General features: G+C 42.9%; 10 protein-coding genes and 1 pseudogene. 10 read left to right on the top strand and 1 reads right to left on the bottom strand.

Going from position 1 to position 20,596, the window contains the following annotated elements; all coding sequences use genetic code 11:
* The first annotated feature begins 19 nt into the window (after nucleotides 1-19).
* The 3 genes from DW173_RS15410 (at nucleotide 20) to DW173_RS15420 (ending at nucleotide 6,784) form a co-directional block, all read left to right on the top strand.
* On the top strand, nucleotides 20-2,086 hold the full coding sequence (locus DW173_RS15410) for an alpha-glucuronidase family glycosyl hydrolase (protein ID WP_120144713.1): 2,067 nt from the start codon (nucleotides 20-22) through the stop codon (nucleotides 2,084-2,086).
* A 216-nt stretch (nucleotides 2,087-2,302) separates the two neighbouring features.
* Nucleotides 2,303-3,808, top strand: coding sequence for a sulfatase (locus DW173_RS15415; RefSeq protein WP_182429368.1), 1,506 nt, complete (start codon nucleotides 2,303-2,305; stop codon nucleotides 3,806-3,808).
* A 27-nt stretch (nucleotides 3,809-3,835) separates the two neighbouring features.
* Nucleotides 3,836-6,784 (top strand): glycosyl hydrolase 115 family protein, encoded by a 2,949-nt coding sequence (locus DW173_RS15420; protein ID WP_120144715.1) that lies wholly within the window; start codon nucleotides 3,836-3,838, stop codon nucleotides 6,782-6,784.
* A 1-nt stretch (nucleotide 6,785) separates the two neighbouring features.
* Here the strand turns inward: DW173_RS15420 and DW173_RS15425 are convergent, their stop codons facing one another.
* Complete coding sequence (locus DW173_RS15425; protein WP_120144716.1) at nucleotides 6,786-7,889, bottom strand: family 43 glycosylhydrolase; 1,104 nt, start codon at nucleotides 7,887-7,889, stop codon at nucleotides 6,786-6,788.
* Between the two features lie 165 nt (nucleotides 7,890-8,054).
* On the opposite strand from DW173_RS15425, the gene DW173_RS15430 reads away from it, so the two are divergent.
* The 7 genes and pseudogenes from DW173_RS15430 to DW173_RS15460 all read left to right on the top strand — a co-directional run bounded on the left by DW173_RS15430 (nucleotide 8,055) and on the right by DW173_RS15460 (nucleotide 20,423).
* A complete protein-coding gene (locus tag DW173_RS15430) occupies nucleotides 8,055-9,044 on the top strand; it encodes a glycoside hydrolase family 43 protein (protein ID WP_118218255.1) in 990 nt (329 codons plus the stop codon).
* A 367-nt stretch (nucleotides 9,045-9,411) separates the two neighbouring features.
* On the top strand, nucleotides 9,412-10,671 hold the full coding sequence (locus DW173_RS15435; protein ID WP_118218257.1) for a glycoside hydrolase family 76 protein: 1,260 nt from the start codon (nucleotides 9,412-9,414) through the stop codon (nucleotides 10,669-10,671).
* Between the two features lie 28 nt (nucleotides 10,672-10,699).
* Entirely contained in the window at nucleotides 10,700-12,871 is a 2,172-nt protein-coding gene (locus DW173_RS15440; protein WP_118218259.1) for a hypothetical protein, read from the top strand.
* Between the two features lie 30 nt (nucleotides 12,872-12,901).
* Nucleotides 12,902-15,379: a glutaminase domain-containing protein gene (locus DW173_RS15445; RefSeq protein WP_120144717.1), complete on the top strand. Its 2,478-nt coding sequence runs from the start codon at nucleotides 12,902-12,904 to the stop codon at nucleotides 15,377-15,379.
* Nucleotides 15,380-15,391: 12 nt separating this feature from the next.
* Nucleotides 15,392-17,683: a GH92 family glycosyl hydrolase gene (locus tag DW173_RS15450; RefSeq protein WP_118218263.1), complete on the top strand. Its 2,292-nt coding sequence runs from the start codon at nucleotides 15,392-15,394 to the stop codon at nucleotides 17,681-17,683.
* A gap of 104 nt (nucleotides 17,684-17,787) precedes the next feature.
* Nucleotides 17,788-19,149: pseudogene (locus DW173_RS15455) on the top strand (glycoside hydrolase family 125 protein); the annotation flags it as partial.
* A gap of 143 nt (nucleotides 19,150-19,292) precedes the next feature.
* Nucleotides 19,293-20,423 (top strand): aldose epimerase family protein, encoded by a 1,131-nt coding sequence (locus DW173_RS15460; protein WP_117811198.1) that lies wholly within the window; start codon nucleotides 19,293-19,295, stop codon nucleotides 20,421-20,423.
* Nucleotides 20,424-20,596: the final 173 nt, after the last annotated feature.

Consider the following 20,596-nt stretch of genomic DNA (forward strand, 5'->3'; position numbering starts at 1 on the left):
ATGCATAAAATAGAAACTCATGAATCACTGTTTTCGTTGCTTTAGCATCGTTCTGTTCTTCTTTCTGGGCTCTATGAGCTATCTTTATGGTCAGGAACAGACGTTATCTACCGTAGATACGGGGTATGAACTTTGGATGAATTATAAACCTCTTCCCGAGTCCGGCTTGAAACAATCCGCGATTCGGTATGGTAGTCGGATTACTCTGCCCGGAAGCCGGTATGATGAAGTAATAAGAGAAGAACTGGAGCGTGCCTTGAAAGCGTTACTGACTGTTACATTAACATTTGTTCAGGACGAGGCGGCAGGGATTCAGATGAGTTTCTGTAAAGATAAAGGGCTGGGAGAGGAAGGATATATCATCCGCAGTGGTAAAAAGAGGATAACACTTCAAGCCTATTCCGATGCAGGATTTCTTTACGGTACGTTCCACCTGATTCGACTGATACAATGTGGATATCCGCTTGAACAGTTAAATATCAAAGAAACTCCTGCATTGGAATTCCGCATGATTAATCATTGGGTAGGCTTAGGCGGAACGGTGGAACGCGGTTATGCCGGAAAGGGATTGTGGGCATGGGACGATTTGCCAAAGAAAATCGAACCTCGATATACCGACTACGCCCGTGCGGAAGCATCCATCGGTATCAACGCCGTGATTCTGAACAATGTCAATTCCGACCCACGTATCTTAGGGCACGATTATTTAGAGAAGGTTGCCGCGTTAGCTGATATCTTCCGAAAGTATCACATCAAGGTGTATCTTGCACCCAACTTTGCTGCTCCCGTAAAACCTTCTACAACCAAAGACGCGGGGAAACAATGGGGAGGTGTCGGAATTGGACATCTGGATACAGCCGATCCTCTCAATCCCGAAGTGCAAAAGTGGTGGACGGATAAGGTCAACGAAATTTACAGTTTGATACCAGACTTTGGAGGTTTCCTTGTAAAAGCCAACTCTGAAGGCATGGCAGGTCCGCAAGATTATCATCGTAGCCATGTGGATGGCGCCAATATGTTAGCCCGTGCACTCAAACCTCATGGAGGCATTGTGCTTTGGCGTACCTTTGTCTATAATCCGGAGATTGATAAAGATAGAATGAAACGTTCTTATAAGGAGTTTCAACCTTTGGACGGACAGTTTGATGAGAACGTAGTGTTGCAAACCAAAAACGGAACACTTGATTTTCAGCCCAGTGAACCGGCTCAACCGTTGTTCGGAGCCATGCGTCATACTCCTTTGTTCCCCGAACTTCAAATTACGCAAGAGTACTTGGGACGTTCCGTTAGCCTAGTTTATTTGTTGCCCATGTGGAGGCAAACCTTTCTCGACTTCGATACATATTGCAACGGAAAGGGGAGTACCATATCGAATATTATCACCGGAAAGACATTCCCGTCCCATATGCTTGGTATGGCAGGAGTAGGCAATATTGGTCGTTCGCGCAATTGGACTGCTCATCACTTTGCCCAAGCCAATTGGTATGCTTTCGGACGTCTGGCATGGAATCCGAAAGAAACGACCGAAAGTATTACATCCGATTGGATAAAGTCTACCTGGAATTGTGACGAAGCAACGCTGGAAGTCATCCGGCAAATGATGATGCCAACATGGGAAAGCTTTGTCTGTGCCCATGCCCCTTACAGTCTAGGATTTACTGTAAAGCGGGAAGATCATTATACGGCAGGGTTCGAACAGCGTGCAAACAAAGAGTGGCATGTGAGCAAAGAGTCTATCGGTACTGATCGTACCACAAAAGGTACGAACTATGTGTCTCAATACTTTAAATACAACAAGGATATATTCAACAGTTTGTCACAATGTCCCGAACTTTACTTGCTTTGTTTTCACAACGTGCCGTGGTCGCATAAAATGAAATCCGGGAAGTCATTACGTGAAGAGTTCAAATCTAATTTGAAACGAGGCATTGAGCAGGTTGATGTGAACATCGGGCTATGGAAATCTATCCGGAATAAGATTGACCCGGTTAGATATGAAGAAGTATTGGAGAGCCTATATAAAGAGCAAAGAGATACAAAGGCCTTTTACCAGGCGGCTTTGAATTTCTTTAGTCAATATTGGTAATTGCTCTGTGTATAACTATTGATCGTGGTCAATAGGCTCATCGTGTGTTTGTAACTGGGCTATTTGTCATTTTTTGTCCTTTATTGAACAGCTATTTTCGTAGTTTGTCAAATGAATTGTCGAACTTTGGGCGTGAACGATTAAAGAATTTATTATATGAATACAAAAGTTTTAGTTTCAATCTCTGCGATTTCCAGTATGGTTAATGTTATCCCAATGTCGGCACAAACACCCAAACCCAATGTTGTTATCATCATGACCGACCAACAGCGAGCTGATTTGTGCGGTCGCGAAGGTTTTCCGATGGCTGTCACTCCTTTTGCCGATTCGCTGGCATTGAGTAATGTCTGGTTTGATAAGGCGTATACGGTAGCTCCTGCTAGTATGCCTGCGCGTTGTTCCATGTTTACAGGACGTTATCCGACTGCTACGCATGTCCGTACGAACCACAACACTCCCGATATGTATTATAAGAAAGATATGCTCGAAGTGTTTAAAGAACAAGGATATAAGACGGCATTAGTGGGAAAGAACCATGCGCATGTGAAAGGGAAAGATTTTGATTATTGTGAGGAATATTTTCATTGGGGAAAGAATCAGCGTGATACGCAGGAAGATAAGGACTTTGCATTTTTTCTGAATAATAAAGCGAGAGGTCAATATTTGGAAGCCACCCCTTTCCCGGCAGAAGCGCAGAATCCGGTGAAAATGGTTACCAAAGCTTTGGCTTGGGCGGAGCAGCAAAAAGATTCCGCATTCTTTATGTGGGTTTCAATGCCTGAACCGCATAATCCATATCAGATATCAGAGCCTTATTTCTCAATGTTTTCTCCGGAAAAGATACCGGCAACTTTGACTAGCCGGAACGATTTATCTAAAAAAGGAAATAAGTATGAGATTTTGGCGGAATTGGAAGATACAGCCTGCCCGAACCTGGCGGAAGATCTTCCTCGTTTGCGTGGGAATTATTTAGGAATGCTTCGTCTGATTGATGACCAGACCAAACGTCTGATTGAAGGATTCAAAGCAGCCGGGCTTTATGAAAATACCATTTTTGTAATCCTGTCAGACCATGGGGATTATTGTGGGGAGTATGGCTTGATTCGTAAAGGTGCAGGAGTGCCTGAATGTTTGACCCGTATTCCGATGATTTGGGCAGGATATAACATTCATCCGCAAAAATCTCCAATGGATGCGCATGTTTCTATTGCTGATGTATTTCCTACTATTTGTACAGCAATCGGTGCAGATATACCTTTGGGAGTGCAAGGACGCAGTTTATGGCCGATGTTGACGGGTAAATCGTACCCAAAGAAAGAATTCTCGAGTGTAATTGTACAACAGGGATTCGGTGGTGAAGATTTCACCCGGGATGAACCGTTGACATTTGCTAAAGAGGGGGCTTTGCAACCCAATAAAATAGCTCACTTTGACGAACTGAATACCTGGACACAAAGCGGAACTGAACGTATGGTTCGCAAAGATGACTGGAAACTAGTACTCGACAATTATGGTCGTGGTGAACTGTATAACTTGAAAGCCGATCCTTCCGAGATTAATAATCTTTATAATAAAAAGAAATATGCCTCCAAACAAATGGAATTGCTGGAAGAATTGATGACTTGGGAACTGCGTGTACAAGACCCATTGCCGGTGCCAAGAAATCGTTATCATTTTAAGCGGAATCCATATAACTATCATTTTGAAGATAAAAAGAAATAGAACTGAATAACTAGAACTACTGTATCAATGAGAATCTTTTCGCTATTAATATTATTGGTAGTGGCATCTGCCCTGCAATCACAAGTGGTTGTGAATGAGAATGTAAAACATAGTAAATATACTTTCCCATTAGTCGCATCGAAAATAAAGGCGACCGTGTGTTATGATGCCAATGATTACCCGGTTGTAAAGAAGGTTGCCGAACTGTTTGTGTCTGATATTGAAAATGTCACAGGACAGAAATTAAAATTGGCAGATGAATGGAAGAAAGGAAGAACAGTGGTGATTGTTGGTACTATTGAAAAGAATCAGGCAATTCGTCAGCTAGCCTCCAATGGGAAAATAGATATATCTCCTTTGGAAGGAGCATGGGAACGTTATCTGATCCAGACAGTTAATCATCCTTTTCCAGGAGTAGATAAAGCGCTGATTGTAGCCGGAAGTGACAGGCGAGGAGCTTCTTACGGTTTGTTTTCTCTTTCGGAAATGGCAGGTGTGTCTCCCTGGTATTGGTGGGCGGATGTCCCTGTGAAGAAACATAAAACACTTTATGTGGATGCTCCCACCACTGTTTCCAAGACCCCTTCCGTGAAATATAGAGGTGTTTTTCTGAATGATGAAGATTGGGGACTGAAACCTTGGGCCGCTAAGACTTTTGAGAAAGAGCGTGGCAATATAGGTCCCCGTACTTATGCCAAAATATGCGAATTGTTGTTACGGTTGAAAGCCAATCATCTGGCTCCTGCCATGCATCCGGTGTCGACCGCATTTTATAAGATACCTGAAAATAAGTTGGTGGCAGATACTTTTGCTATTGTAATGGGGTCCAGTCATTGCGAACCATTATTGTTAAATACAGCTAGTGAATGGAATTCAAAAACGATGGGGCCTTGGGATTATGGTAAAAATAAGGATAAAATTAATGAAGTTCTAGGAAACCGTGTAAAGGAAAACTGTGCTTATGAGAATGTATATACATTGGCTTTGAGAGGATTGCATGATGCGGCAATGGGAGGAGGTGATGTCTCCATGAAAGAAAAGGTCAAAATGCTGGAGAGTGCGTTGAAAGACCAGCGTAATTTGATTGCAGAACATATTGATCGACCGGTTGAAACAATTCCACAGGCATTTACTCCATACAAGGAGGTGTTGGAAATCTATTCGAATGGATTGGAATTGCCGGATGATGTAACCATTATTTGGCCGGATGATAACTTCGGCTACATGAAGCGCTTAAGTGGCCCGCATGAACAGAAGCGCTCCGGGCGTGCAGGTGTTTACTACCATGTCTCTTATCTGGGAGTTCCCCATAGCTATTTGTGGTACAGCACTACTCCCCCGGCTCTGATGTATGAGGAACTCCGAAAGGCTTATGATACGACGGCAGACCGTATCTGGCTGGCTAATTGCGGTGATTTAAAAGGAGCCGAAATGCAAGTGTCTTTATTCCTTGATATGGCTTATGATATAGATAGCTTTAATGCGAATAATGTGGTTACCTATCCCGCCCGTTGGTTGGCAAAGATGTTTGGGGATCAGTATTATAGCGTATTTGAAGATATCACTTCTTCGCATATCAATCTGGCCTTTTCCCGGAAACCGGAATATATGGGTTGGGGATATTGGAATAATTATTGGGGCGGGGGAGAGAAACGTACGGATACGGAGTTCTCTTTTGCCAATTATAATGAAGCAGAAAATCGTCTGAACGAATATAGCCGCATTGGGAAGAAAGCGGAAAATCTTTTGGCATCTTTGGATAAAGACAGTCAGCCGGCTTTTTATCAGTTATTATACTATCCGGTGAAAGGTGCCGAACTGATGAACCACATGACTATAAAAGGACAATATTATCGGCAGTATGTTCGTCAGCAGCGTGCCGCTGCCAATTTGATAAAGGAGAAGGTAAAGAATTACCATGATAGTCTGCAAATCATAACTGAAGGGTATAATTCTTTGTTGAACGGGAAATGGAAATATATGATGTCTTTGAAACAGAATTATGAAGGTTCCAGTTCTTACTTTATGCTCCCGTTGATGGAAGAAAGTTATACACCGGTTGGTGCTCCTAAATTAGCTCTTCAGGCAGAAAGTGAAATTTTGGATAAAGGTGGGTTGAGCTATCATAGTTTGCCTGTTTATAACACTTTTTCCCGTAAAAGCCATTGGATCGATGTGTATAATCAAGGAAGTGGAGATTTGAGTTGGACTGCAAAGTCTTCGGACGATTGGATTATAGTGTCTCAAAAAGCTGGGAAAACTCCGACAGAGGACCGAATCAGGGTATCTGTTGATTGGGAGAAAGTTCCGGTTGGAGAGAGTATTAAAGGTGCTGTGGAGTTTAGTTCTAATGATCAAAAAGAATGTGTATTGGTTTCTGTTTTTAATCCGGCGTCTCCTGTGCGTGATGAGATGCAAGGAGTATATATGGAAGAGAATGGGTATGTCTCTATTCCGGCTGCAGGGTTTCATCGTAAGTTTGAGAGTAATGACATAAAAATGAATATTCTTCCCGGGGTTGGGGTTGAAGGGTATGCTTTGCAATTAGGGAATCCTATATCTCCCTTACAGATGTATCGTGCTGGTGATGTACCTAGAGTGGAATATGATTTTTATACGTTTAATGCCGGGATTTATGATGTGTATACCTATGTTCTACCTACATTCCCTTTGCACGCAGAGCGAGACTATAAATTGCCGGAACATACTAATTCGGACACAAAGTATAGTGTCCGTATAGATGATGGTTCTATTTCTACTCCATCTACTTCTGCTATTGAGTATTCTCAAGTTTGGTATGATAGTGTACTGAAGAATTGTAGAGTGAATAAATCTACTTTGTATGTGAAGAAGCCGGGCAAACACACCCTACAGATACGTTGTGGTGATCCCGGGGTCGTCATTCAGAAAATAGTCATCGACATGGGAGGATTAAAACGTTCATACCTTGGACCTGAAAGTACAAAATGTAATTAGTCTAATTGATTGGAGAACCCGATGGCTTTGCCATGGGTTCTCCGGTTTTATCCGGTATTCCCAGTACAGGCATCCCATCTTTGTCCCACTCTATTTTTTGTAAACGGGGAGTACGTGAGTCCATTGCACCCGGAGCATCATTCGGTATCTGACGGGCATGATAAAGCATATAACATTCCTTTCCATCCGGTGAAGAGACGAAAGAACTGCCGCCGGGGCCAAAAACTTCATTCTCCGGTTCCTGCTGAAATACGGGTGTCGGATGTTTCTTCCAGGAAGCAGGGTCCAATAGGTTGGCATTGGCGTCTGCTGTCAGTAATCCTACACAATAATAGGGAGTCCAGCTACCGCTGGCGGAATAAAAAATGCATACTTTATCTTTATTCTTCGGCTGAAAGAAATGAGGTGCTTCGTTCACATGGATCGGATAGGCTGTTTTGCTGCCATCGGGATTCACCCATTGACACTCCCATTCATATTCAGGTTTGGAAATCAGAACTCTGTCGGAAGAAAGAGTCCACGGATTTTCCATCGAAGCGATGTAAATACATTGTGTCTCGCTGTCAATTCTTCGTTTTTGCCATCCGCACCAAATCATGTAACGCTGTCCGTTGTGTTCGAAAGTACTCGCATGAATTGCCCAGTTGTTATCTTTGTCGGTCGGTATGCGCCCTTTCATGACAAACTTACCCTCTGTAGGAATATCAGCCTCGTTTTCAATTACATAAATCTGGTGATTGTCCATGTTGCCATCGTCTGCAGCGAAGTAAATATACCATTTGTTGTTGATGCGATGCATTTCGGGAGCCCATAAGTGATGGGAGTTACTAGGGTCGGTTGGTATCCATACAGGCTTTTTAAGACTATCGTTCAAGTTTGTAATATCACTGGTTTCCCAAAGCACGATTCTGCTTTCAGCGCCTTGCGTATAATAATATTTCCCTTTATAAAAAACAGCCCATGGCTCTGCTCCTCTTTCACGTAGCGGATTTGTATAAGTAGCTCCTGTTACGGCTTCCTTTTCCGGCTCTGTTTTCTTCTTGGGTTGACAGGATGCACAAATAATGACTAAAAGTACGGCTAGTAATAACAATCTGCTTTTCATGGTATTTTTCATTTAATAATGACACTGCAAAGAAAGCACAAAATCCTGATAAATCATCTTTTTTTTTGCAGATTGGTTAGTATTTATCCTTAATTGGTTTGTATTTATTGAATTTCTAGTTGTTTTTTCTCATCTTTGTGGCACGAACTTTAAAATTGATATTGTATGAAACTGAAGCACCTTATTCTTCTTAGTGTTATTTGCTGTTCCCAGTCTGTATTTGGACAAAAAGCCAATCAACAACCGAAGACGAGTGGCAATCCTGTATTTCCGGGATGGTATGCCGATCCGGAAGGAGTTGTATTTGGGGATGAATACTGGATTTATCCTACGTATTCGGCGCCTTATGACGAACAGACTTTCATGGATGCTTTTTCATCTAAAGACCTGGTGAATTGGACAAAGCATCCGAAAGTGTTATCAAAAGAGAATATAAGTTGGTTTAAACGTGCTTTATGGGCACCTGCCGTGATTCATGCGAATGATAAATATTATATATTCTTCGGTGCGAATGATATCCAAAGCAATAATGAACTGGGCGGTATTGGTGTAGCTGTGGCCGACAATCCTGCCGGACCATTTAAAGATGCGCTAGGCAAACCTCTGATTGATAAATTTGTAAATGGTGCGCAACCGATCGATCAGTTTGTTTACAAAGACGATGACGGACAGTATTATATGTATTATGGTGGCTGGGGACATTGTAATATGGTGAAACTGGCCCCGGACTTGTTGAGTATCGTACCGTTTGAAGATGGTACCCTTTATAAGGAAGTAACCCCCGAAAAATATGTAGAGGGACCTTTTATGTTGAAACGTAACGGAAAATATTATTTTATGTGGTCAGAAGGCGGTTGGACCGGACCGGATTATTGTGTTGCTTATGCCATTGCCGACTCACCGTTCGGACCCTTCAAAAGAGAAGCAAAAATATTACAGAGAGATCCCAATATTGGAACAGGTGCCGGTCATCATTCAGTTGTAAAAGGGCCGGGAGAGGATGAGTGGTACATCATTTATCATCGCCATCCATTGGGTGAAACGGATGGAAACGCTCGTGTGACCTGCGTTGACCGTATGTACTTTGATAAAGATGGAAAAATAAAACCCATAAAGATGACTTTCGAGGGAGTAAAGGCAAGCCCATTGAAGTAAAATCTGAAAAGTTTAGCTTGGAAGTAGTTAATATTATATATTTTTGTTCATAGATAAAGACTCGTCAGAAGTTGTTGCAGCACATGTTTTCATGTTTAATGTCGCAAATTGAAATAGTCCATGGTATTAATCAGGTTTATATGATTGGTATTTTTAATCGGATAGAGTTAAATATTCCCCTTATCTCTGTCATAAGGACAGAGTGAGGGGAAATTATTCTCCAATAACCCTTTATTAATCCTTTATTTTTATTGTAGAAAAGTGTTTTGGTCTGTATTTGTTCTTTATTGAATAAATATTATCGTTTTTTTTCAGCTATTTCTGCAATCTTTGTAACAGGAAAAATACTATAAACTTATAAACTATCATGAAAAGCAAAATTCTTTTGGCTCTGACACTACTATTGGGAGTATCAACTAGCACATGGGCAGTCGGTAATTTAGGAAAAGCAAACCAGAAGAAGCATGCGTATACGAACGAAGATGTATGGGCAGCTTATGAAGGATTTAATAATACACTACTAGACTTCAATAAATATATTTACAAGACAAATTCGTCCTATCCGAGTGCTGTTGACCGTGGCAATGGAGCAGCGGCTATCTGGTGTCAGCCTATTTATTGGGATATGGCAATGAATGCCTATAAACTGGCAAAGGCACAGAAAGACAGAAAGAAGACAAATTATTATAAAACACTCTGCGAGAAAATATTCGCAGGGAACAAAGCGCAATATTGCCAGTTTGATTTTGATGATAACAATGAAAATACCGGCTGGTTCATCTACGATGACATCATGTGGTGGACTATCAGCCTGGCACGCGGCTACGAGCTTTTTGGAGTGGATGAATATCTGAAACTTTCGGAAGCCAGTTTCAAACGGGTATGGTATGGCTCGGAAAAAGTGGGTGATACAGGTTCGTATGACAAAGAAAACGGAGGTATGTTCTGGCAATGGCAACCCATTCAAAATCCGAAACCGAATAAATTTGGTGATGGAAAGATGGCATGTATCAACTTTCCGACAGTTGTTGCAGCATTAACCCTCTACAATAACGTGCCTGAAAATAGAAAAGAATCGACCGACAAACGGCCGGATTATCAGACGAAAGCTCAATATCTTGCCAAAGGTAAAGAAATCTATGAATGGGGAGTGGAAAATCTCTTGGATAAAGCAACAGGAAAGATTGCCGATAGCCGTCATGGAAATGGCAATCCCGCGTGGAAAGCACATGTATACAACCAGGCAACCTTTATCGGAGCGTCCATACTGCTTTATAAGGCGACCGGAGAGAAATGTTATCTGGACAATGCTATTCTGGCGGCAGACTATACAGTGAAAGATATGTCTGCAGAACATAAAGTGCTACCTTTCGAAGGTGGTATTGAACAGGGAATCTATACTGCCATCTTTGCGGAATATATGGCATGGTTGGTGTATGATTGCGGACAAACCCAATATCTCCCGTTCCTGAAACGTACCATCAAAGCAGGTTGGGCAAACAGAGATAAGACACGGAATGTATGTGGAGGCGAATACTATAAAAAGTTGCCGGAAGGTGCGGAAATCGACAGTTATTCTGCTTCCGGTATACCGGCATTGATGCTTTTGTTTCCGGCTAAGAAGTAAATAGAAAACGACACAGAACCACGTAAAAATGAATAATAAACAACTACTGATAATATTCAGCCTGTTATTAACCGGCAATTATGCTTCTTTTGCTCAAACTCAAAAGGCCAAAGACAAGGAAGCAAAAACGACTTTTCAAACTGCCGAACCCTGGAAACCCGAAACAGATGTGCGTGCTGATGCCACAATGGTGTATGGCACGCTGGATAAAAAGGGTGTTTCTTTTGAACAGCGTGTTCAGTCGTGGAGAGACAAGGGGTATCAGACACAATTTATGACCGGAGTGGCATGGGGAGATTATAAAGACTATTTTCTCGGCAAATGGGATGGAATAGACGGTCACTTGAAAGAGGGGCAGCGGGATCGTAACGGAAACGAGATAGCCCACGGGCACTTGATACCCTACATTGTGCCTACCGAAAGTTTTATCCGTTATATGCAGGAAACACAGATAAAGCGGGTGATTGATGCCGGCATTACTTCCATCTATTTGGAAGAACCGGAGTTCTGGATGCGTGGCGGATATAGTGAAGCCTTCAAGTCCGAATGGCAGAAATATTATAATTTTCCCTGGAGGCCCCAACATGAATCTCCCGAAAATACCTACCTCTCCAATAAATTGAAATATCATCTCTACTATAATGCATTGGATAAGATATTCACTTATGCGAAAGAATATGGTAAATCGAAAGGGCTGGATGTGAAATGCTATGTGCCTACTCACTCTTTGATTAACTACACTTCCTGGCAAATTGTAAGTCCGGAGGCCAGTCTGGCTTCATTGGATTGCGTAGATGGTTACATCGCACAGGTGTGGACAGGTACTGCCCGTGAACCGAACTTCTATAACGGCGTAAAGAAAGAGCGTGTATTTGAGAATGCTTTTCTCGAATACGGCTGCATGAAATCCATGACTGCCCCTTTGAATCGTAAAATGTATTTCCTGACCGATCCGATTGAAGACCGTGCCAAAGACTGGCTGGATTATAAAATCAATTATCAGGCCACTTTTGCCGCACAGTTAATGTACCCGATGGTAGATACTTATGAAGTGATGCCATGGCCGGACCGTATTTATCAGGGATTATACCGGATAGCAGGAACGGATCAGAAAGAACGTATTCCCCGTTCGTATTCTACGCAAATGCAGGTGATGATTAACACATTGAATGACATTCGCACTTCTGACAAACAAATCAGCGGTACGCACGGCATTGGTGTATTGATGGCAAATTCGCTGATGTTCCAGCGTTTCCCGGATCATAACGGATATGACGATCCGCAATTCTCCAGTTTCTATGGGCAAACCTTGCCTTTATTGAAAAGAGGAATTCCGGTGGAACTGGTACACATGGAGAATACTCCGTTTAAAGATACTTTCAACGGACTTCAGGTACTTGTAATGTCCTACTCGAACATGAAACCGATGAAATCGGAATACCATAACTATCTGGCAGACTGGGTTAAAAAAGGAGGTACGTTGGTGTATTGTGGAGAAGATGTCGATCCTTATCAAACAGTTTTAGAATGGTGGAATACGGAAGGAAACGCATACAAAGCTCCTTCGGAACATCTGTTTGAGGCGATGGGGTTGTCCCGTAATCCCGGTGACGGAACCTATCGGTTTGGGAAAGGCACCGTGATTGTCATGCGCGAAGATCCGAAACATTTTGTATTAAAAGGCGGAAACGACCGGAAATACTTTGAAACGATTGCATCCGCTTATGAGAGCAAAACAGGTAAGAAGATAGAAATCAAAAACAATTTTATGGTGGAACGTGGTCCTTATACGATTGCGGCAGTAATGGATGAGAGTTCTTCTAAAGAGCCTTTGAAACTGTCGGGATTGTATATCGATTTGTTCGACAAAGACTTGCCGGTATTGACAGTCAAGCAGATTAATCCCGGTGAACAGGGGTATTTGTACGACTTGAATAAAGTATCGGGTAAAGTGAAAGCAAAGGTACTTTGTGGAGCCTCCCGCATTTATGATGAAAAAGTAGGGAAGCAAAGCTACTCGTTTGTAGCTAAAAGCCCGTTACATACGACGAATGTATCAAGAGTCCTTTTGCCGCGTAAACCTGGAAAGGTCTTGGTAAACGGAAAGGCGGAACAGCCGGAGTGGGATGAATCTTCCAAAACTCTTTTATTGAGTTTCGAGAATGATCCCGCCGGAGTGAATGTATCGATAGAATGGTAAAATAGATTAAATAAACAGGTGAATTAAATTATGAAACAACAACTGATGATGCTGTTGCTGGGAACAGCTTCTGTACTTTGTAGCTGTGAGACCCAGATAGAACAGCACGAGAAGAATGAATTACGTGCTCCGGCATACCCGCTGGTGACGATCGATCCTTATACCAGTGCATGGTCCACTACGGACAATCTGTATGACAGTCCTGTGAAACATTGGACAGGCAAGGATTTTTCTTTACTTGGCGTTGCGAAAGTAGACGGACAAACCTACCGTTTCATGGGAACGGAAGAACTGGAACTACGTCCTTTGGTAAAGACATCCGAACAAGGTAGCTGGACAGGAAAGTATACCACTCAACAGCCTGCTGACGGATGGCAGAATGCCGGATTCAATGATAAAGCATGGAAAGAAGGCGAAGCTGCCTTCGGAACGATGGAAAATGAACATACAGCCAAAACCCAATGGGGAGAAGAATTTATCTGGGTACGCCGGGTAGCTGATATTCAGGAAGACTTGACAGGAAAAAATGTATATCTTGAATTCTCTCACGACGATGATGCTATTATTTATATCAACGGCATCAAGGTAGTGGATACAGGCAATGCTTGTAAAAAGAACGAGCGGGTGAAACTGTCGGAAGAAGTAGTAGCTTCTTTGAAACCGGGTGAAAATCTGATTGCAGGTTATTGTCATAACCGGGTAGGAAACGGACTGTTGGATTTCGGATTGCTGGTAGAACTGGACGGTTACCGTTCTTTCCATCAAACAGCGCAACAAACTTCTGCAGATGTACAACCCATGCAGACTTATTATACATTTACTTGTGGTCCGGTAGATTTGAAACTGACATTTACCGCTCCTATGTTCATGGATAATCTGGACTTGTTGTCACGTCCTGTCAACTATATTTCTTATGAAGTAGCCTCCAATGACGGAAAGAAACATCAGGTTGAGCTGTATTTCGAAGCATCTCCGCAATGGGCAATCGACCAACCTCATCAGGAATCTGTTGCCGACAGCTTTACTGACGGCGATTTGTTATTCCTTCGTACCGGAAGCCGCAATCAGGAGATTCTGAAGAAAAAGGGTGATGATGTTCGTATCGACTGGGGACATTTCTATCTGGCTGCTGAAAAAGAAAACAGCACATCTGCAATCGGTGACGGCAGAGAACTGCGTAAGAGCTTTGTTGCTAATAAGTTGGAAGCTCCTACCACAAACGGTTATGATAAACTGGCTTTGGTACGTTCATTGGGCGAAACACAAAAAGCTGATGGCCACCTGTTGATCGGATATGATGATATTTATTCTATCCAATACTTTGGTGATAACCTGCGTCCTTACTGGAATCGTGAGGGTAATGAAACGATTGTTTCCCAATTCCAGAAAGCGGAGAAAGAATACAAGACACAAATGAAGAACAGCGCTGCTTTCGACAAGAAACTGATGGAAGAAGCTACTGCTGCCGGTGGACGTAAATATGCCGAACTTTGTGCATTGGCTTATCGTCAGGCCTTGGCTGCACATAAACTGGTACAGGCTCCGAACGGTGACTTGGTATTCCTTTCTAAGGAGAACTTCAGTAATGGTTCCATCGGAACAGTCGACCTGACTTATCCGGGAGCTCCGTTGCTTTTATACTACAATCCGGAATTGGTGAAAGCTACCATGAACCATATCTTCTATTATAGTGAAAGCGGAAAATGGACGAAACCATTTGCTGCACATGATGTCGGTACTTATCCATTGGCTAACGGCCAGACTTATGGCGGTGATATGCCGGTAGAAGAATCGGGTAATATGGTAGTGTTGGCTGCTGCCATTGCCAAGGTAGAAGGTAATGCAGATTACGCACAGAAACATTGGGAAACCCTGACTACGTGGACAGACTATCTGGTAGAGAACGGACTTGATCCGGCCAACCAACTTTGTACCGATGACTTTGCAGGTCACTTTGCACACAATGCCAACCTTTCTATCAAAGCAATCATGGGTGTTGCTTCATACGGTTATCTGGCAGATATGCTGGGCAAAAAAGATGTGGCTGAAAAGTACACACAGAAAGCGAAAGAAATGGCTGCCGAATGGGTGAAAATGGCTGATGATGGTGACCACTATCGTCTTACATTTGACAAACCGGGAACATGGAGCCAGAAGTATAACCTGGTGTGGGATAAACTGTTGAATCTGCAAATCTTCCCTAAAAATGTTGCAGAAACGGAAATAGCTTACTATCTTTCGAAGCAAAATAAATATGGTCTTCCGTTGGATAACCGTGAAACATACACAAAGACCGACTGGATCATGTGGACAGCTACATTGGCAAATGACAAAGCTACCTTTGAGAAATTTATCGAACCCGTATATCTGTTTATGAACGTTACACCTAACCGTGTTCCGATGTCCGACTGGGTATTTACAGACGAACCGAATCAAAGAGGCTTCCAGGCACGTTCCGTTGTAGGTGGATATTATATCAAAATGCTTGAAGGAAAACTGATTAAATAAAACAAAAATACCATGAAGAAACTAGCTCTATTCGCTTTTACGTTACTTAGTGCATGGGCTATGACTGCAAAAACAATTACCGGACCGGTGGACTACGTTAGTCCGCTGGTTGGTACGCAGTCAAAGCACGCATTATCTACCGGAAATACTTACCCTGCCATTGCGCTGCCCTGGGGAATGAACTTTTGGGTTCCGCAGACTGGTAAAATGGGCGATGGATGGGCGTATACGTATGACGCTGACAAGATCAGAGGATTCAAACAAACCCATCAGCCAAGTCCCTGGATCAATGATTACGGTCAATTTGCCATCATGCCGGTAACCGGTAAGGCAGTATTTAATCAGGATGAGCGTGCCAGTTGGTTCTCTCATAAAGCTGAAACGGCTACTCCTTATTATTATAAAGTATATCTTGCCGATCATGATGTAGTGACCGAAATTGCTCCGACAGAGAGAGCAGCTGCTTTCCGTTTCACTTTCCCCGAAAACGACCACTCTTATGTAGTGGTAGACGCCTTTGATAAAGGTTCGTTTGTGAAAGTAATCCCTTCGGAGAACAAGATTATCGGTTATACCACTAAAAACAGCGGTGGTGTTCCTGCCAACTTTAAAAACTACTTTGTACTAGTATTCGACAAACCGTTTACTTATACGGCTGCCGTAGCCAGTGGTGTGATTGACACCAACAAACTGGAAGCGACAGACAATCATGCCGGTGCACTGATCGGTTTCAAAACCCGCAAGGGCGAACAGGTAAATGTGCGTGTGGCTTCCTCTTTTATCAGCCCTGAACAGGCGGAACTGAACCTGAAAGAGCTGGGTACGGACAACATTGAACAGATTGCAGCGAAAGGCCGCAAGATATGGAACGATGTTTTAGGACGTATTGAAGTGAAAGACGATGATATCGATCATTTGCGTACCTTCTACTCTTGTCTGTATCGTTCAGTATTATTTCCCAGAAGTTTCTACGAGATAGATGCTAAAGGAGACGTGATGCACTACAGCCCTTATAATGGTGAAGTACTTCCGGGATATATGTTTACCGATACCGGTTTCTGGGATACGTTCCGTTGTCTTTTCCCATTCCTTAACCTGATGTATCCATCCATGAATACAAAGATGCAGGAAGGATTGGTGAACACTTATAAAGAAAGCGGATTCCTGCCGGAATGGGCAAGTCCGGGACACAGAGGTTGCATGGTTGGAAACAACTCCGCTTCTGTCGTTGCCGATGCTTACCTGAAAGGATTGAAAGGATACGATATCGAGACATTGTGGGAAGCCGTGAAACATGGAGCGAATGCAGTGCATCCGAATGTTCGTTCTACCGGACGATTAGGACATGAGTATTACAATAAATTGGGATATGTACCTTATAATGTAGGTATTAACGAGAATGCAGCCCGTACACTGGAATATGCATACGATGACTGGTGTATCTATCAATTGGGTAAAGCCTTGAAGAAACCGAAAAAAGAGATTGAAATCTTTGCAAAGCGTGCAATGAATTATAAGAATCTCTATGACCCTAAACATAAGTTGATGCGTGGCAAGAATGAAGACGGCACGTTCCAGTCTCCGTTCAATCCGTTGAAGTGGGGGGATGCCTTTACGGAAGGTAATAGTTGGCATTATACCTGGTCGGTATTCCATGATCCTCAAGGTCTGATTGACCTGATGGGAGGTAAAGACGGATTCAACCAGATGATGGATTCTGTATTTATCCTGCCTCCGATTTTTGATGAAAGTTATTATAGAGCCGTTATTCATGAAATCCGTGAAATGCAGATTATGAACATGGGCAACTATGCACATGGTAACCAACCGATTCAGCACATGCTTTATATGTACAACTATTCCGGCCAACCCTGGAAAGCGCAACATTGGATTCGTGAAGTGATGGACAAACTTTATACTCCTGCTCCCGACGGTTATTGCGGTGATGAGGACAACGGTCAGACTTCTGCCTGGTATGTATTCTCGGCAATGGGATTCTATCCGGTATGTCCGGGTACGGATGAATATGTTTTGGGTACTCCTTACTTCAAGGAGATGAAGCTGCATCTGGAAAACGGAAAGACGGTGACTATCTCCGCTCCGAATAACGGAGACGACAAGCGTTACATTTCATCAATGACATTGAACGGTAAAGAATATACCAAAAACTATCTGACCCATCAGGACCTGTTGAATGGCGCTAGCATTTCTTACAAAATGGACGCGAAACCCAATCAGCAACGTGGTACCAAAGAGTCCGATTTCCCTTATTCTTTCTCTAACGAATTTAAAAAGAAGAAGTAATCATGAAGAAACAGATCAAATATATCAGTGCAGGTATGCTGGCAGGTATGCTTCTCTGTGGCGGGCAGTTACAAGCCTCCAACCGTATGACAGAAATGCATGTATGTCTGGCGGATGCTATTCAGAAAGATAACCGCCCGGAAATATCCAATCGTTTGTTCCGTTCCAATGCGGTAGAGAAGGAGATTCTCCGTGTACAGAAACTTTTGAAGAATGCGAAGTTGGCATGGATGTTTACCAACTGTTTCCCGAATACACTGGATACAACCGTACATTTCCGTAAAGGAAGCGATGGCAAACCGGATACGTTCGTATATACGGGTGATATTCATGCTATGTGGCTACGCGACTCCGGTGCACAGGTATGGCCTTATGTGCAATTAGCTAATGCGGACCCTGAACTGAAAGAAATGCTGGCAGGTGTTATTCTCCGCCAGTTCAAATGTATCAATATCGATCCGTACGCGAATGCTTTTAATGACGGCGCTATTCCTGACGGTCATTGGATGAGTGACCTTACAGACATGAAACCGGAGTTGCACGAACGTAAATGGGAAATAGACTCCTTGTGTTATCCGTTGCGTTTGGCTTATCATTACTGGAAGACTACCGGAGATGCGAGCATATTCAACGAAGAATGGATTCAGGCAATCACTAATGTACTGAAAACATTCAAAGAGCAACAACGTAAAGACGGAGTAGGTCCTTATAAATTTCAACGTAAGACGGAACGTGCACTGGATACTGTGAGCAATGACGGTCTGGGAGCACCGGTGAAACCAGTCGGTTTGATTGTTTCCAGTTTCCGTCCTTCGGACGATGCTACTACGCTTCAGTTCCTGATACCTTCCAATTTCTTCGCTGTATCTTCGTTGCGCAAGGCTGCCGAGATTCTGGAGACGGTAAATAAGAAGACAGCTTTGTCTAAAGAATGTAAGGACTTGGCGCAGGAGGTGGAAACAGCTTTAAAGAAATATGCGGTGTATAACCATCCTAAATATGGTAAAATCTATGCATTCGAGGTAGATGGTTTTGGAAATCATCATCTGATGGATGATGCCAATGTGCCGAGTTTGCTTGCGATGCCTTATTTGGGTGATGTGAATGTAAACGATCCGATTTATCAGAATACCCGCCGTTTTGTGTGGAGTGAGGACAATCCTTATTTCTTTAAAGGCAAGGCAGGCGAAGGAATCGGCGGACCGCATATCGGTTACGATATGGTATGGCCGATGAGTATTATGATGAAAGCCTTCACAAGTCAGAATGATGCCGAAATCAAGACTTGCATTAAGATGTTGATGGACACGGATGCTGACACCGGCTTTATGCACGAATCTTTCCATAAGGATAATCCGAAGAAATTTACCCGCGCATGGTTTGCCTGGCAGAATACTCTTTTCGGTGAGTTGATTTTGAAGTTGGTTAATGAAGGAAAGGTAGATTTATTGAATAGTATACAGTAATATGCTGACATAGTAATTTGAACGCGGATAACGCGGGTGATGCGGCTCTTTTTCTGATGCAAAATTAGAAAAAACGCGTTATCCGCGTCGTCTGCATCTAAATATGAATAGCTGAAAACTAATATTTAAAAAACAATTGTATCATGAAAAAGTTATGTGTATGGGCAGTTGCCGCCCTTTTAATGGCAGCTTGTACTCCGAAAGCTGAAAAGGCTACAGATTCCGGTTTATTGCAGAGTAAATTCCAGACAGAAGTAGATGGAAAGAAGACTGATTTGTTCACTCTGCGTAACAAGAACAACATGGAAGTTTGTATCACGAACTTCGGTGGACGTATTGTTTCAGTGATGGTTCCCGACAAAGACGGACAGATGCGTGATGTTGTTCTCGGTTTCGATTCTATTCAGGACTATATCAGCAAGCCTTCGGATTTCGGTGCGACTATCGGACGTTATGCCAATCGTATCAATCAGGGACAGTTTACCTTGGATGGTGTAGAATATCAGCTTCCCCGCAATAACTACGGTCATTGTTTGCACGGCGGACCGCAAGGATTCCAATACCGGGTGTTTGATGCAGAATTGTTGAATCCGCAGGAATTGCAGTTGACTTACCGTGCAGAAGACGGTGAAGAAGGTTTTCCGGGAAACATCACTTGTAAAGTATTGATGAAACTGACGGACGATAATGCTATCGATATTCAATACGAAGCGGAAACGGACAAACCGACGATTGTAAATATGACCAACCACTCTTATTTTAATCTTGAAGGTGATGCCGGCAACAACTCTGGTCATTTGTTGATGGTGGATGCGGACTATTATACTCCGGTGGACAGTACTTTCATGACGACTGGCGAGATTGTTCCGGTAGAAGGAACTCCGATGGATTTCCGCACCCTGACTCCGGTAGGCGAACGTATCAACGACTATGATTTCGTACAGCTGAAAAACGGCAATGGCTACGATCACAACTGGGTATTGAACACGAAAGGCGACGTAACCCGTAAATGCGCTTCTTTGAAATCACCGAAGACTGGTATCGTACTCGACGTTTATACTAATGAACCGGGTATTCAGGTATATGCAGGTAATTTCCTCGATGGTTCGCTGACAGGAAAGAAAGGCATTACTTACAACCAACGTGCTTCCGTATGTCTCGAAACACAGAAATATCCGGATACTCCGAACAAACCGGAATGGCCGTCGGCTGTACTTCGCCCGGGCGAAAAGTATACAAGCCAATGTATCTTCAAATTCTCTGTAGACAAATAATGGATTTATGAATCAGCTCCCTGCTCTCGGTTGCCAATTATTTATTTCGGAATATATTCATAGGCAGCTATTTGTGAGGCTTTATTACGGCCTTCCGTCTCTTATTGGGACTGTTCTCTACAATATATTTCTATGGTTTACGGGAGTAGGGGGATTGATAAGTCTGTTATCGG

It is taken from the genome of Bacteroides sp. AM16-13, from assembly GCF_003602705.1.
GTDB lineage: Bacteria > Bacteroidota > Bacteroidia > Bacteroidales > Bacteroidaceae > Bacteroides > Bacteroides xylanisolvens.